Origin of the sequence: Thioalkalivibrio sp. ALMg9 (genome assembly GCF_000380625.1) — a bacterium.
GTDB lineage: Bacteria > Pseudomonadota > Gammaproteobacteria > Ectothiorhodospirales > Ectothiorhodospiraceae > Thioalkalivibrio > Thioalkalivibrio versutus.
This window is the reverse complement of record NZ_AQYC01000009.1, coordinates 252,287-267,571: the sequence shown is the minus strand read 5'-3', so window position 1 is coordinate 267,571 and position 15,285 is coordinate 252,287. Positions and strand designations below refer to the sequence as shown.

Genomic DNA, 15,285 nt, shown 5'->3' with positions numbered 1-15,285 from the left:
TTAAAAGACTCGTTCTTCCAGGACACGCCGTAGGTAGCGGCCATAGCCGTTTTTGAGCAGAGGTCGGGCCAGTTCCTCGAGCTGGTTCGCATCAATCCAGCCGGCGCGGTAGGCGATTTCCTCCGGGCAGGCGACCTTGAGCCCCTGGCGTTGTTCCAGCGTGGCGATGAACTGGCTGGCGTCGAGCAGGGAGTCGTGCGTTCCGGTATCCAACCAGGCGTAGCCGCGGCCCATGATTTCCACATGCAGCTTCCCGGCATTCATGTAGGCGATGTTGAGATCGGTGATTTCCAGTTCGCCGCGGGCGGAGGGCTTGAGCTCCCTGGCCATGGGCACGACGTCGGCGTCGTAGAAGTAGAGGCCGGTAACCGCATAGTTAGATTTCGGTTGCTCGGGCTTCTCCTCCAGCGATTGCACCCTGCCGTTGGCATCGAATTCGGCGACACCGTAGCGTTCCGGCTCGTGGACGTGGTAGGCGAATACGGTTGCGCCCTCATAACGTCGCACGGCGCTGCCGAGCAGGTCGTCGAAGTGGTGGCCGTAGAAGATGTTGTCGCCCAGCACCAGGGCGCAGGGATCGCCGCCAATGAAATCCTCGCCGATGATGAAGGCTTGCGCTAAGCCATCCGGTGAGGCTTGAACGGCGTATTGCAGGTTGAGACCCCATTGGCTGCCGTCACCCAGCAGTTGCTCGAAACGCGGGGTGTCCTGTGGCGTCGAGATGATCAGGATGTCGCGAATGCCCGCGAGCATCAGGGTGCTCAGCGGGTAGTAGATCATCGGCTTGTCGTAGACCGGCAGCAACTGCTTGCTGATCGACAGCGTGGCCGGATGCAGCCGGGTGCCCGAACCGCCGGCGAGGATGATGCCCTTGCGCCGCATTATGCTCTGCCTCCTGTTGCCTCGCAGGCGAGGATCTCGTCGAGTGCACGTAGCGCACCTCTGTGCCAGTCCGGCATACGCAGGCCGAAATTGGTCTCCAGCTTGTTGCAGTTCAGGCGGGAATTGCCTGGACGGCGTGCCACCGTCGGAAACGCCTCCGTGGGTACGGCGTGGATCGCTTGATCGGGAACCCGGACGGGCCAGCCGGCATCGCGCGCGGTGGCGATCACCAACCGCGCAAAGCCATGCCAGGTCGTCTCGCCTGCGGCGGCAAGATGATAAAGACCGGGGGGCTCCTCCCGGTCCAGCGGTTGCGACAGGATCTGTGCAGTGGTGTCCGCGATAAGCTCCGCGCCGGTAGGGGCACCGAACTGATCGTCGATCACCTGTAGCGCGTCGCGCTCGGCTGCCAGGCGCAGGATGGTGCGGATGAAGTTCCGCCCCCGGGAGGCATAGACCCAGCTCGTACGGAAGATGAGATGCCGACAGCCACTGGCCTGGATGGCGGCTTCTCCTTTGCGTTTGGTCTGTCCATATACGTTAAGTGGCCCTGTGACGTCATCCTCGGACCACGGGCCAGCTCCAGTGCCGTCAAACACGTAATCCGTCGAATAGTGGACCAGCCAGGCTCCCAAGGCTTGTGCTTCGGCGGCCAGCACCTCCGGGGCGGTGACGTTGACGGCATGGGCCAGTTCCGGTTCCGACTCCGCCTGATCCACCGCGGTGTAGGCGGCCGCGTTGACGATTACATCCGGCGCTACCTGTCTTACTGTGGCCGCCAACCGATCCGGTCGCGTGAGGTCGCCACACAATCCGCCCGTTTCCTTGCGTGTCAGCGCCGTGAGTTCGCCGAGGGGGGCGAGCGCGCGCTGCAGCTCCCAGCCCACCTGGCCATTGCTTCCGAGCAGAAGAATCCTCATACCGCCCGCCCCCGCCGGGCGTAATTCGCGTCGATCCACTCACGGTAGGCGCCGGAGCGCACGCGTTCGACCCATTCCGGGTTGTCGAGGTACCACTGCACGGTTTTCCTCAGACCGCTCTCAAAGCTCTCTGTCGGCTGCCAGCCCAGTTCATTCGCGAGGCGAGTGTCGTCGATGGCGTAGCGGCGGTCGTGGCCGGGGCGATCCGTCACGAACTCGATCAGGCGTGCGTAGCGACCCTGCTCGTCCGGTACGAGTTCGTCGAGGACCGCGCACAGCGCGTGAACAACTTCCAGATTGGTACGCTCGCAGCGCCCCCCGATGTTGTAGGTTCGGCCGCTTGCACCTTGAGCCAACACGTGGCGCAGGGCCCGTGCGTGGTCCTCGACATACAGCCAGTCACGAACGTTATCCCCGCGCCCGTAGACCGGCAGCGGGCTGCCGTCCAGAGCATTGAGGAGCATCAGGGGAATCAGCTTTTCCGGAAACTGGTAGGGACCGTAGTTGTTCGAGCAATTGGTGATCACGACCGGAAGGCCATAGGTGCGGTGCCATGCACGCACCAGATGATCGCTGGCCGCCTTGCTGGCCGAGTAGGGAGAACTCGGCGCATAGGCTGTCTCTTCCGTAAAGGCGGGACCCTCCGGCCCAAGATCGCCGTACACCTCGTCCGTGGACACATGATGGAAGCGGAAACGTTCTTGCGCTTCACCCTCAAGTTCCGACCAGTAGCTACGGGCCGCTTCCAGCAGGTTGTGCGTACCGGTTACGTTCGTCTCCACGAACGCCGCCGGTCCTTCGATGGAGCGATCGACATGCGATTCGGCCGCCAGGTGCATCACCGCATCCGGACGGTGCTCCCGAAACACCCGCTCCAAGGCCGAACGGTCCGTAATATCCACGTGCTCGAACACATGCCGCGGATGCGCGCGCGCATTGCCCAAGGATTCCGGGTTCCCGGCGTAGGTCAGTGCATCCACATTGATGACCGTGGCGTCGGTCTCGGCGATGTACTGCCGCACCACCGCCGAACCAATAAATCCGGCCCCACCGGTAACAAGCACTCGCATGTACGTTCCTTAACTGTCTGTTATTTCATGGGTGGCGGATGATTCGATATTGCCCGATTCCTGCCCTTCGCCCCGCTGCGGTCGGCATGACAGGCCCGGGGCACCCGGCCGACTCCGTGTGGCGCAGAGCCGCGACGGCTGTGGGCCCTCGACTTGTAGGAGCCGAGCCTCTCGGCGATCGGGCCATTGGACAGGCCCCATCGCCCAGGGGGCTGGGCTCCTACGGGGTTGGGGGTTCATTCGCGGGCTTGGTGGTCTGGAGTTCGGCGCGGAGTTGTTCGATTTCGGTCATCAGGGCCTTGTGTTCGGCGCGCTTGCGCTGCAGCAGCGCGTAGGCCAGGCGGGCCTTTTCGTGCAGGCCGCTGGGCGTGAGCTTGTACAGGTAGGCCGAGCGGTTATCCGAGCGGCGGAAGTTCTGCGCCTTGACCCAGCCACGGTCGAGCACGGCCTTGAGGGCGTAGTGCGTCTTGCCTACAGACAGGCCCAGCGAGCGCGCCAGTTGGCGCTGGCTCATGTCCGGCTCCTGCTCCAGCAGGCGGAGCACTTTGAGATGAAGGTCTTCTTCTATCAATGGGTTACCATCGGACTGAGCCGCGTTCAGGCACGCTACCGCCGGGACGGTGCGCTCGGATGATGAGCGGGCCCGCCTTGGCTGAATGAATCCCCTGTACTGCGTTCACCCAGTGAACGCAGGGCGCCAGTAGACCACAGCGGACCGCGCGGTGGAAATGGGACGCGCGCGCAAGAAAGGGCAAGGGGAGGGATTGGTTTCTGCCGGCTCCATCGGTCGGTCCCATCGCTGGAGATCCCGGCTCTTCGCGTCGCTGCGGCCGAGGTTACGAGCCCGGGTAGCGTATGGTAGGAAGAATGCTGAACGCAGGTGGCACCTCCCGTGGGCCTTCGTTTTGCAGTAGCCGTGCCCCTCGTCGATCAGGGCATGGTTAGACGCCGATCGCCATGAAGCAGGGACTCGTCTTGCTTCCGCATCGGACCGATTACCGACCCAGCCTCCATTACACCTAAGCAAAGAACGTCCAATAATAGGATGCCGCTCAAGGTGCGCCGGCGCGTTAAAACGTGTTCGCGGCGGGCATCTCAAGGCGAGGACGCGGGCAAGAAGGAAGTGCCGTCGCCGCGATGCTGCGCCCACCTTTCGCAGCTTGCAAACCTCGGCGCCCCGGCGGACACTTAGTTCGGACCGCGCGATCACCGCTCCAAGCCCCCCTGTCCCAAACCTCATATTGCGGCGCCCAGAAATGATCCGGACCCTGTACGCACGCATTGTCGACCTGACCGCGAAGGCCTCGCTACGCCTCACGATGCGCCTCTGCAACCGGTCGCAGATCCAGCACGCAGTCCTAGAAAAGTGGGACATCCCGGAGTTTTCCCGTGTGTATGGCACATTTCGAGACGATAAAGCTCACTCCAAACTGCACATCCAAGGCCTTGCGAAAGAGAGCGGGACAATTCGTGGAACCATCGTCCACGCGGTTCAGTGCGTAGGAACGCCCATTCGGCGCACTCTCCTGCCGGGCGAATACAACCGAGACAAGCCACATTACGCTCGGCTCATCGGCACTCCCACGGCCAATATCGTAACGGCGGGGATTCATCCCGACATGGATCACTGCTGGGACTATGCCGACCCGCCGCCGGCAATGGACCCCTTCGATCTCATCATCTCGCAGGCCATGTTAGAGCACCTGGTCGATCCCTACCGTCATGTTGCGGATCTGGCCGGTCTCCTCGAACCCGAGGGTCACCTCATCCTCCATACCCACCCACCGGGTTTTCCCTATCACCGCCATCCCGTCGACTGTCTTCGCTTTTATCCCGACTGGTTCGAGGAGACCGCCAACCGACTGGGCCTCTCCATTGCCCAGCGGTACATCGGCAATTTGCGGATCTGTTACATGCTCCGAAAGCCTCGACACCGCCCCTAAGCCCTGGCCGAGATTTTCTGATCACGTGAGAGTTCGCTCCAGTCCAACGCTCCTACCTAAGGAGCAGATCGCTGGTCGCGCTCTTCCAACCGTTGAACGCCTTGTAACCGCCAGACAACCAGACCGAGATGACCCCGGGAACCCTGTACGGCCTTGGCTTCCCCCGCAACCGCATCCGTTCCTCGAGATTCCTGCCGACCCTTTCCCACCGATCACCCAGCTCCTGAAGCTCGAGCGCAGTGGATCCCGAATCCTTCTGCGCCGCCCGAGCGACCCCCCTCCGCAGCATTGTCAAATAACGCAACTGAAGCCGCGCCTGCGCCACCCACGCGGCTCGACCGGACCACCGCTTCACGAACGAGGCCCGCCGGTATCCCGAACGAGTCAAGGGCGTTAGCGCACTTGTGGGCCCATCAGAGACGTTATTTCCATGCCGCCTGTAATACTGCAATGCCTCCCGCAACACGTACTTCCTGCCTAGTCCATCCGCAATTCTCACAAACCAGATATCATGCGATTTGAAATTCGCGGGTATGGGCATGGCCAAATCGAGGAACTCCCGCCGAATGGCACAACAACAACCCATTGCATGATCTTCCAATGGCAGACCGGCATTATCGATTTGCACGATCCTCGTCAGGCCAGTTCCGGTGAGATCGTGTCCCACCAATGCCGCATCGCACATCAGCACCCAAGCGTCCTTCTCGGTGATCGCAGCTCCCTCCATCACCTCGAGCTTGTGCCGGAACCAAACGTCGTCCTGATCGCTCAGGAACACCAGATCACCCGTGGTCGCGGCGAGGGCCCGATTGAAATTCGCAACAAATCCCTGGCGCCCACGACCCTGGATCACCTTCACTACAAACGGCGCCGAGTCCTGAAAGAACCGGACAATCTCCATCGTTCCATCCGTAGAGGCATCATCCGAGATGACAACCTCGTCCGGCAGGCGAGTCTGATGCAGAAAGCTCTGCAACTGCTCCTGTATGTACCGCTCACCGTTAAAAGAGGCCAGGGCAATCGAGATCTTCATTGAACCCGCCTTCGCCCCTTACATTCGCGCCACTCGGGCATACAGATCGAGATCATCGGCGTAGTAGCTCGAGACGAAGTCCCGTACATACTCCGAATCGAACAGACTGCGTGCGCACTGGTCGCGATGCACATACATCCAGCGATCCATGCGCTTGCTGGCTGAGGCCGGGAGCAGCCGCCTCAGCCGAGCCGTTAAAGGCCCCACAACGCGATGGACCCGCCTCAGGCCCTCGTTGCGGTACATCAGTGCCGCATTCGCGTGCTGCTGGGAAGCGGCACACTCCGCCATCTTCGGCTTCGCAGTCCCAATGCATGCGTTCACCTCCTCCCTGAGCTGCGCAACCCGTTCCACTGGATACACCGCATCCACCAGCGGCGCGTTATCCAGCACGATGTAGTCACGTTGCCGCTGGAAGTGGATATAACCCAGTGGTAAACAACACGAAGACGAAGGCTGCCGCGACAGGTAGTCAATGCTTTCGTCCAGTGACTTCTTCAACTCGGCGCGGCTGAGTTTCGCCAGAAGAGCGCCCTCGCCCCACCGGATCCGCTCGGACACCGAAGAAGCAAATCGACTATACGGATCACGCACCAGCGCGAAAGCCCGGTAGTCCACGACCGACGCAAAAGCGTCCGGAAAGTGAGTCCGCAGCACCGCAAGCGGTAGATGAGCATAATCCACCACGCCCAGATCCGGATGCGCACGACGCCAGGGCGGGCCGGCCTCCTGCCATTGATTCAACGACTCCAGCGGTCGTCGGACCGCTGTACCGGCGCATTTCGGTATGTGAAGAAAAACAATCCGGAAGTCGTGATTGATGATCATGGCGGTTTCTGAGGCGTCCGAAAGGAGCGGACCTGTCTTGCTGGAATACACCCGCCGGGCAGGCTACCCGTTCCCGTCCAGATCAGCATGCCGGTAAAAATACACCCCCACACCCCGTAAATCACCCCGCCTCGTCCATCCCGGAAACCGCGGAGCGGTTATCCAGGAGCTCGTGCGCCTGGGGCTTCCTTGCCGCTGGAGATCCCGGCTCTTCGCTTCGCTGCGGCCGGGATGACCGCGAGGGTGTGCCGGACGGGTCGTTGGTAGGTGAGGTGGCCCGGGGCTCGCGGCCGGCTCTGGCGGGGCCTTCGCCGCCAAGGCGGCTCCTACACGGCAAATGGGTTGGCGTTCATCATGGGTTGCGGATGAAGCCCATGGCTTCCAGCTTGAGCAGAATGCGGTGGGCGGCTTCGTCCGGGGCCATTTCGCGGGTATCGATGCGCAGCTCGGGATGTTCGGGTTCCTCGTACGGGTCATTGATACCGGTGAACTCCTTGATGAGGCCGGCGCGGGCCTTGGCATAGAGGCCCTTGCGGTCGCGCGCCTCACAGGTCTCCAGCGGGGTGGCGACGTGGACCTCCAGGAAGCCGCCGTGCTGCTCGATGCGTTCGCGCACGCGGCGGCGCATGTCGGTGTACGGGGCGATGGGGGCGCAGATGGCGCAGCCGCCGTTCTTGGTGATCTCGCTGGCCACGTAGCCGATGCGCTGGACGTTGATGTCGCGGTGCTCCTTGGAGAAGCCAAGCTCGCTGGAGAGCTCCTTGCGCACGATGTCGCCATCCAGCAGCGTGACGGCGCGCCCGCCCAATTCCATCAGCTTGACCCGCAGGGCGTTGGCGATGGTGGACTTGCCGGAGCCGGACAGGCCGGTGAAGAACACGGTAAAGCCCTGCTGGTGGCGCGGCGGGAAGGTGCGGCGCAGCTCCTGGACGACCTCCGGGTAGGAGAACCACTCGGGGATGTCCAGGCCTTCGCGCAGGCGGCGGCGGAACTCGGTGCCGGACAGGTTGAGCACCTCCTCGCCCTCTTTCACCGCGTCGGCCGGGACGTATTCGGCGCGGTCCTCGACGAAGCTCATGGCCTGGAACGGGACCATCTGGATGCCGATCTCGTCGGCGTGCTGCTGGATCAGTTCCTGCGCGTCGTACGGGCCGTAGAAGTCCTGGCCGTCCGAGCCCGGGCCGGGGCCGGCGTGGTCGCGGCCGACGATGAAATGCGTGCAGCCGTAGTTGCGGCGGATGATGGCGTGCCACAGCGCCTCGCGCGGGCCACCCATGCGCATGGCCAGCGGCAGCAGGCTGAGCTGGGTCGTCTGCTCCGGGGCCTGGCGCAGCACATGCTCGTAGCAGCGCACGCGCACGTAGTGGTCCACGTCACCCGGGCGGGTCATGCCCACCACCGGGTGGATCAGCAGGTTGGCCTCGGTCTGCCGCGCGGCCATGCGCGTGAGCTCCACATGCGCGCGGTGCATGGGGTTGCGCGTCTGGAAGGCGACGATGCGGTTCCAGCCGAGCTTGTGGAAGTACTCGCGCAGTTCCGCCGGGCTATAGCGGTAGTTGCGGAAGTCGTAGTGCACGGGGGACTCGATGCCGTGCAGCGTGCCGCCCAAGTACACCGGGCCGGCGCGGTTGAACAACACGTTCACTGCCGGGTGGGCCTCGTCCGTGGTGGCGAACACCTGCCGGGCCTCGTGGGCCTTGTCCGGCGTCCAGCGGCTTTCGACGTCCATCACCGCCAGCATCACGCCCTCGGCGTCGCGCAGGGCGATACGGGTGCCGGGCGCGGCCTGCTCGGCGAAGGCCTCGCTCACGTCCAGCGTGATCGGCATCGGCCACAGGGTGCCGTCGGCCAGGCGCATGGTGTCCAGCACGCCCTCGTAGTCCGCCTGCCCCATGAAGCCCGTCAGCGGCGAGAAGCCGCCGTTCAGCAGCAGCTCCACATCGCATGCCTGGCGCTCGGTTAGATCCCAGCTCGGGAAGTCGCGCGCCTCGGCCTTCAGCTTGTTGGCAGCGGCCGCGTCCAGATAGCGATCACACAGCGTGCCACCGTACGGTTCGATCAAATCCATGAGGGTCTGTATTCCTGTCGTTTCATGTGTGTCTGCATTCAGGCCACGAATGGTACCGGCCCGGGGCCCCGCCCGCACCACCGGCCCGGGCCCTGCCCCCTGAAGGAGCCGAGCCTCTCGGCGATTGGGGTGCTAGTTGGGCCGCATCGCCCAAGGGTTGGGCTCATACAATCAGCGGGGCCCTCCGCCGTCCCGGAAACCACCCCACCCCAGTCTTCCCGGAAACCGCGGAGCGGTTATCCGGGATCTCCCACGTCCGGGCAGCCCCCACCGCTGGAGATCCCGGCTCTTCGCTTCGCTACGGCCGGGATGACGGGAGGGAGGACGCTGCGGCCGGGATGACCTGGTGGGAGGACGCCGCGGCCCTGTGACAGAGCGGGATGAGCGTTTGAGACCGTCCGGCGTTGGCTGGGGCTTCGCGGGCGGGCTCGCTCCCACAGGGTGTGGCCCGGGTTGTGGGTGCGCCCGGGTCGGCATCCCGGCCCCCAACCTACGGGGCCGGGGGTTCGTTCGCGGCTTTCGTGCCTCGGAGTTCGGCGCAGAGTTGTTCGATTTCGGTCATCAGGGCTTCGTGCTCGGCGCGTTTGCGCTGGAGCAGGCCGTACGCCAGGCGGGCCTTTTCCTGCAGGCCGCTGGGCGTCAGCTTGTACAGGTAGGCCGAGCGATTGTCCGAGCGGCGGAAGTTCTGCGCCTTGACCCAGCCGCGGTCGAGCACGGCCTTGAGGGCGTAGTGCGTCTTGCCTACGGACAGGCCCAGCGAGCGCGCCAGTTGGCGCTGGCTCATGTCCGGCTCGCGCTCCAGCAGGCGGAGCACTTCCAGATGAAGGTCTTCTTCAATCAATGGGTTATCCGGATCTTGAGCAGCGTTTGGGCACGCTACCGCCGGGACGGTGCACCCGGAGTTTTCGCGGGCCCGCCCAGGGGGAAGCTGCTGACTGTGCGTTCACGGGGTGAACGAAGGTAGAAAGTAGAGCATATCGGCCCGTCGCATGGCAACGGGACGCGCGGGCCCGGTCGGGCCCGCGCGTAAACATGACCATGCTTTGAAGAAGCCCTCCCCTCCGGAACCTTCGGCGGGGAACGCTACATGGGTCCGTAGCTAGCCTTGTTCGGGGCGGCGGCTTCGTGCGTTGCTGACGAACTCCCAGAAGAACGCCGCAAACAATCCGAGCATGCCCCCAAGGACAACGGACAGGGCGACGATGAGCGCGCGGCCGGCACCCACGGGGCTATCGGATTCCCCGGCAAGGAAGGTTTGTTCGGTATCGCGGCTCATTGCTTCAACCGTTTCGGCACTGGATGCCGCATCGGTGCGAGCCGAACGCAGCCTGGACAGCTCTCGGCGGATATCGCCGATTTGCTGGGCCACGATCAGGCCGGCGATGTCATCACCCTCGCCCAAACGCTCGTAAAGTGTATTGAGGTCCCCCTGCAGCAATTCGATTTGCTCATCCAGCACTGCAATACGGTTGTGCAGGGGCCTCAGACTGCTGGCCAGGCTTCGATCAAACCGTGGCGCTAGCCACTCGGCCAGAGCCACGATCACGCGCTCGTGGAGATCGGACACACGTTCAGCCGCATCGCGCGTACTGGTCGACTCCAGGATCAAGCTGTAGTCGGAACCGTGACCACTCACGCGAACGCGAGGCCCCCGCTCCTCGTCACCGAAGAGCTCATCTCGCTGCTGCGGGATCAGCACATCCTCGAGCCGAGCGATCGCCATGTCCTGTGAAACTACGCTTATCAGCCCCTCGGAATAGACCCTTGGGAGATCCACACCCGAGCGGTATTCGTACTCCACCGGCTGCATCAAGGCATATACGACACCCAGAACGACCGTGAGTACCGCAACACCCAGCAAGACCGGCAAACGGCGCGCCAGCACATCCCACAGCTCGTACAGGCTGATTTCGTCATCGTACGGACGGGATTGCGGGCCGGCGGGATCGTTCATGAGTCAGTTCCTGTATTCAAACGCGATGTGCAGGGGGCCTCGGTTCGCCCCGAGGCGTTCGGGCAGGTCGATACCGGCCGTGATGACGGCCCCGAACCACTTGCCAGGAAGGCGCTCGGGCGTCGCCATAATGCGGGCTCGAAGTGCCTTAAGGGTTCAACCCCGGGGCGTCGCGATTGGACCGGAAACCAGGGCTTTTTGCAAGGTTAGCCGCCGCCCTTTTACACGCGCGCCCCCAAATGACACCCGCAACCGGCCAGCCGGTGATGATCAGAGGCATCAAGCCGCATCCGCCGAGATGACCCAACCGAAGGCACCGTCGGTCCGTGGCTGCATGACCACGGAGAAGAGCCTTGTGGGAGCGGGCCTGCTCGCGAAGGGGGACCCGGGCTGGCTTTGGCGGGGGCTTCGCGGGCGCGCCCGCTCCTACAGGGGGACAGCGAACCGGGCTGGGTCAGTCGTTGTTGAAGAGGTCGCGGGTGTAGACCTTTTCCGTCTGGTCGCGGAGGTCGTCGGTGATGCGGTTGGCGACGATGACGTCGGACACGCGCTTGAACTCGTCCAGGTCGCGGATGACGCGGGAGCGGTAGAACTCGTCATCGGGGAGTTCCGGCTCGTAGACGACGACCTCGATGCCCTTGGCCTTGATGCGCTTCATCACGCCCTGGATGGCGGAGGCGCGGAAGTTGTCGGAGCCGCTCTTCATGACCAGGCGATAGATGCCGACGACCTTTGGCTGACGCTTGATGATCGCGTCGGAAACAAAGTCCTTGCGCGTGCGATTGGCGTCGACAATGGCCTTGATGATGTTGTTCGGGACCTCGTCGTAGTTGGCCAGCAGCTGTTTTGTGTCCTTCGGCAGGCAATAGCCGCCAAAGCCGAACGACGGGTTGTTGTAGTGGCTGCCGATGCGCGGATCCAGGCAAACACCATCGATAATCTGGCGCGTATCCAGGCCGTTCGCTTCGGCGTAGCTGTCCAGCTCGTTGAAATACGCCACGCGCATGGCCAGGTAGGTATTGGCGAACAGCTTGATCGCCTCGGCCTCGGTCGAGTGCGTGAAGACCATGGGGATATCGTCGTCCATCGCGCCTTCCGCCAGCAGCCGGGCGAATGTCTCGGCCCGCTCGGACTGCTCGCCGACGATGATCCGGGAGGGGTGCAGGTTGTCGTACAGCGCCCGGCCCTCGCGCAGGAACTCCGGCGAGAACAGGATGTTGTCGGTCTCCAGCTGCGCCTTGATCTCGCGCGTGTAACCGACCGGCACGGTGGACTTAATGACCATCACCGCATGCGGATTGATTGCCAGCACATCGCGGATGACCGACTCCACGGTGGCGGTGTTGAAGTAGTTGGTCTGTGGGTCGTAGTCCGTCGGCGTGGCGATGATCACGAAGTCCGCGCCCACGTAGGCCTCCTGCTTGTCCAGCGTGGCCTTGAGGTTCAGCGCATGGTTTTCCAGGAAGTCCTGGATCTCGACATCGATGATCGGGGAGTGCTTGCGGTTGATCTGCTCGACCTTCTCCGGCACCACGTCGAGCGCGACGACCTCATGGTGCTGCGCGAGCAGGACGGCGTTGGAGAGCCCGACGTAGCCGGTTCCGGCGACTGCGATTTTCATTCCTGGTTTCCTTCCTGTTGCAATCTGTGTAGCCAAGTTCGTCGGCCGTGCGTCCGAGCCCCGTAGGAGCCTGCTCGCAGGCGAAGCCCCTGCCCGCGCCGGACTTTGGCAGGGGCTTCGCCGCCAAGGCGGCTCCTACAGGGGCGCTGGCACGTTTGCCCAGCGCCCGAGGATACTGGGGCGCCATGAACAATGATGCGATCGGGGGCACGAAAGGTTAACGCCCGCCTTACCCAGCCACGCGTTCCTGCGGTGGGTGATTGGCCGGGGCGTACTCGTGTACTACAGCGCGGATGGTGCGGCAGGCCCGCTCGGTGTCCATGTCGCGGTCGGCCTGGTCCAGCTGATTGAGGGCTGCGTGCAGGTCCTTCGCCGATACGCAGTCCTCGCGTGCGCGCATGATCCGCGGATGGCCCGTGGCCTGGACGTTGTCGCCGATCAGCAGCTCCTCGTAGAGCTTCTCGCCTGGACGCAGGCCGGTGAACACGATCTCCACACCATCTTCGGGCACGCCGTCTTCCTTCACCTGGCGCCCATGCAGGTGGATCATGCGCCGCGCCAGATCCACGATGCGCACCGGCTCGCCCATGTCGAGCACGTAGACCTCGCCGCCCTCGGCCATGGCGCCGGCCTGGATGACCAGCTCCGCCGCCTCGGGGATGGACATGAAGTAGCGCGTGATCTCCGGATGGGTCACCGTGACCGGGCCGCCATCGCGGATCTGCTGGTGGAACAGCGGCACCACGGAGCCGGACGAGCCCAGCACGTTGCCGAAGCGCACCATGCTGAAGATCGTCCCGCGCTGTTCTCGGGCGCGATCCTGCAGGACCATCTCGGCCAGCCGCTTGGTGGCGCCCATGACGTTGGTGGGGCGCACGGCCTTGTCGGTGGATATCAGGATAAAGCGGTCCACGCCGGCATTGAGCGCTGCCTCCGCGAGCACCGCGGTACCGAACACATTGTTGCGCACGCCCTCGATCAGGTTGGCCTCGACGATCGGCACATGCTTGTAGGCCGCGGCGTGGTACAGCGTTTGTACGCCGTATTCCGCCAGCACGGAGGCCACACGCCGCGCATTGGCCACCGAGCCCAGCACGGCGTGGATGGCCGGGCACTGCTCCAGTTGCGCCGAGTACTCCTGCAGCTCGCGCTCGATGCGGTAGAGCGCGAACTCGTTGCGCTCGAACAGGATCAGCGCCGCCGGCTCCAGACGGATGATGCGCCGACACAGCTCGGAGCCAATGGAACCGCCCGCGCCGGTCACCATCACCACCCGCCCGTGCACGCTGCAGGTCAGCAGCTCGGGGTCCGGGGGTACCGGGTCGCGCCCGAGCAGATCGGCGATGTCCACATCTTCCAGTTGTTCCAGGCTCGCATGCCCGGAAACCACCGACTCCATCGACGGGACCGTCTGCACGTACACCGGAAGCGGTTCCAGCTGTTCCAGGATGCGCCGGCGTTCCTGGCGCGTCGCGGACGGGATGGCCAGGAGCATCCGCTTGACCCGAAAACGCGACACAAAGCGCTCCAGACAGTCCGGACTATGGACGGGAATCCCGTCGATCGAACTCCCCTGCAGGCTGCGATCCTCGTCCACGAAGGCGACCACTCGAAACCGGCCCCCGGCCTTGAGCCCGGACAGGAGCTGCACGCCGGCCTCGCCCGCCCCGAACACCACCACCGGCTCGGCGCCCGCGCCCGCCTCGATGATCGAGCGATACCACGTGCGCACCAGGAAGCGGCTGCCGCCGACATAGATGAAGGCCACGATCGCGAAGTTAATCGGCACCGAACGCGGGAAGCCCTCGACCCGTCCCAGCATCGCGGCCGTCCATAGCACCAACGCCAGAACCACCACCCCGGACCCCACGGCCCAGATGGTGCGCGATCCCATGAACCGCACCACGGCCCGATAAAGCCCCAGCCTCACAAACAGCGGAATACCGACCAGGACCACCAGCGGGAACAGCCACCAGGTCTCCAGCATGATCGGCGGGAACGGCTCGGCCAGGCGGATCGCAAAGCCGGACCACAACGCCAGCGGCAGCATGACGGTATCCGCCATCACCATGAGCCAGCGCTTCTTCGAGCGCGGTAGCTTGAACAAGCTTTCCAGGCCCTTCCTCAGCATGATCTGCAATACCGTTCCGGCATGTCTCGCCCGACTCTCCCGTCCACAAAAACAGCCCGAATTACACTACAGCAAGTGTACGCACCCGCTCACCGCCGCTCTCCATCGCGGCGTGCGGAGCATAAGCAAGCCGTGATGAAAATGCACTCATCGCTGAAGGGGTTGTGATCATTCCATGCTGGCAGGGGCTTCGCGGGCAGGCCCGCTCCCACAAGGGTACCCCCGGCTTGGTTTACTGTGGGAGCGGCCCTGGCCGCGAAGCCCCCGCCAAACTCCATCCAGCCCCTTACTCCAGCCAGATGGCATCCCACAGCGGATAATCAACCAGGTTGTGAACCAGTCCCGCCCTTAGCGGGTTGGCGACTACATAGCGGGCGACACTCGGCAGGTCCTCCTCCCGCCGCAATGCGCGGTCGTGGAAGCCGCTCTGCCACACTCGACACGTGCACCTCCGCAGTCGCCCAATCCGGCGGGTAGTGAGACTCTTGAGCTTTTGCACGGTACTGGAGAGGTCACCCCCTTCCAACTGCATCAGCCAGTGCACATGGTCAGGCATGACCACGAAACAGAGCGTCGACGCCGCGCCTTCCAGATCGCGCAACGCATGAACGACGCAGCGACCCTGGTCGAATTGCGAAAACCATGCTTGCCGATCAGCACAGACCGCGGTGATCAGATAGACCCGCCCCGGCTCGCTGAAACGGCCGAGGCGCAGACGGTGCGTTCGTGCCTTCCGTGGCATTCCAACCTCCTTGACTTGTTGAGGCACTTACTTGCAGGAACGAGCTTTGTGGGAGCGGGCCTTGCCCGCGAATGCCTCCCGCCCAAGCCCAAC

General features: G+C 63.8%; 13 protein-coding genes. 1 reads left to right on the top strand and 12 read right to left on the bottom strand.

Annotated elements, in window-relative coordinates:
- The 4 genes from rfbA to F792_RS0110410 all read right to left on the bottom strand — a co-directional run bounded on the left by rfbA (position 1) and on the right by F792_RS0110410 (position 3,443).
- Positions 1–882: a glucose-1-phosphate thymidylyltransferase RfbA gene (gene rfbA / locus F792_RS0110425; protein WP_018169542.1), complete on the bottom strand. Its 882-nt coding sequence runs from the start codon at positions 880–882 to the stop codon at positions 1–3.
- Complete coding sequence (rfbD, locus tag F792_RS0110420; protein WP_018169541.1) at positions 882–1,802, bottom strand: dTDP-4-dehydrorhamnose reductase; 921 nt, start codon at positions 1,800–1,802, stop codon at positions 882–884. Before rfbD ends, rfbA begins: the two co-directional genes overlap by 1 nt.
- Positions 1,799–2,872, bottom strand: a complete 1,074-nt coding sequence (gene rfbB, locus F792_RS0110415) for a dTDP-glucose 4,6-dehydratase (RefSeq protein WP_018169540.1) — start codon at positions 2,870–2,872, stop codon at positions 1,799–1,801. The genes rfbD and rfbB overlap by 4 nt, the downstream gene beginning before the upstream one ends.
- Before the next feature lie 220 nt (positions 2,873–3,092).
- Positions 3,093–3,443: a MarR family EPS-associated transcriptional regulator gene (locus F792_RS0110410; protein WP_026305955.1), complete on the bottom strand. Its 351-nt coding sequence runs from the start codon at positions 3,441–3,443 to the stop codon at positions 3,093–3,095.
- Positions 3,444–4,128: 685 nt separating this feature from the next.
- Here F792_RS0110410 and F792_RS0110405 point away from each other — a divergent pair.
- The gene (locus F792_RS0110405) at positions 4,129–4,815 is read left to right on the top strand and encodes a bifunctional 2-polyprenyl-6-hydroxyphenol methylase/3-demethylubiquinol 3-O-methyltransferase UbiG (RefSeq protein ID WP_018169537.1); all 687 of its coding nucleotides are present in this window, start codon (positions 4,129–4,131) and stop codon (positions 4,813–4,815) included.
- Positions 4,816–4,867: 52 nt separating this feature from the next.
- On the opposite strand, the gene F792_RS0110400 is transcribed toward F792_RS0110405, so the two are convergent.
- The 8 genes from F792_RS0110400 to F792_RS0110360 all read right to left on the bottom strand — a co-directional run bounded on the left by F792_RS0110400 (position 4,868) and on the right by F792_RS0110360 (position 15,192).
- Complete coding sequence (locus tag F792_RS0110400) at positions 4,868–5,848, bottom strand: glycosyltransferase family 2 protein (RefSeq protein WP_018169536.1); 981 nt, start codon at positions 5,846–5,848, stop codon at positions 4,868–4,870.
- An 18-nt stretch (positions 5,849–5,866) separates the two neighbouring features.
- Entirely contained in the window at positions 5,867–6,676 is an 810-nt protein-coding gene (locus F792_RS0110395) for a sulfotransferase family 2 domain-containing protein (protein ID WP_026305953.1), read from the bottom strand.
- Positions 6,677–7,028: 352 nt separating this feature from the next.
- Complete coding sequence (locus F792_RS0110390) at positions 7,029–8,744, bottom strand: bifunctional sulfate adenylyltransferase/adenylylsulfate kinase (RefSeq protein ID WP_018169534.1); 1,716 nt, start codon at positions 8,742–8,744, stop codon at positions 7,029–7,031.
- Positions 8,745–9,234: 490 nt separating this feature from the next.
- A complete protein-coding gene (locus F792_RS0110385) occupies positions 9,235–9,585 on the bottom strand; it encodes a MarR family EPS-associated transcriptional regulator (protein WP_018169533.1) in 351 nt (116 codons plus the stop codon).
- 258 nt (positions 9,586–9,843) lie between these two features.
- Complete coding sequence (locus F792_RS0110380) at positions 9,844–10,698, bottom strand: Wzz/FepE/Etk N-terminal domain-containing protein (RefSeq protein WP_018169532.1); 855 nt, start codon at positions 10,696–10,698, stop codon at positions 9,844–9,846.
- A gap of 454 nt (positions 10,699–11,152) precedes the next feature.
- The gene (locus F792_RS0110370; RefSeq protein WP_018169530.1) at positions 11,153–12,319 is read right to left on the bottom strand and encodes a nucleotide sugar dehydrogenase; all 1,167 of its coding nucleotides are present in this window, start codon (positions 12,317–12,319) and stop codon (positions 11,153–11,155) included.
- 229 nt (positions 12,320–12,548) lie between these two features.
- A complete protein-coding gene (locus F792_RS0110365) occupies positions 12,549–14,450 on the bottom strand; it encodes a nucleoside-diphosphate sugar epimerase/dehydratase (RefSeq protein ID WP_026305952.1) in 1,902 nt (633 codons plus the stop codon).
- Positions 14,451–14,736: 286 nt separating this feature from the next.
- A complete protein-coding gene (locus F792_RS0110360) occupies positions 14,737–15,192 on the bottom strand; it encodes a transposase (RefSeq protein ID WP_018169528.1) in 456 nt (151 codons plus the stop codon).
- Positions 15,193–15,285 lie beyond the last annotated feature (93 nt).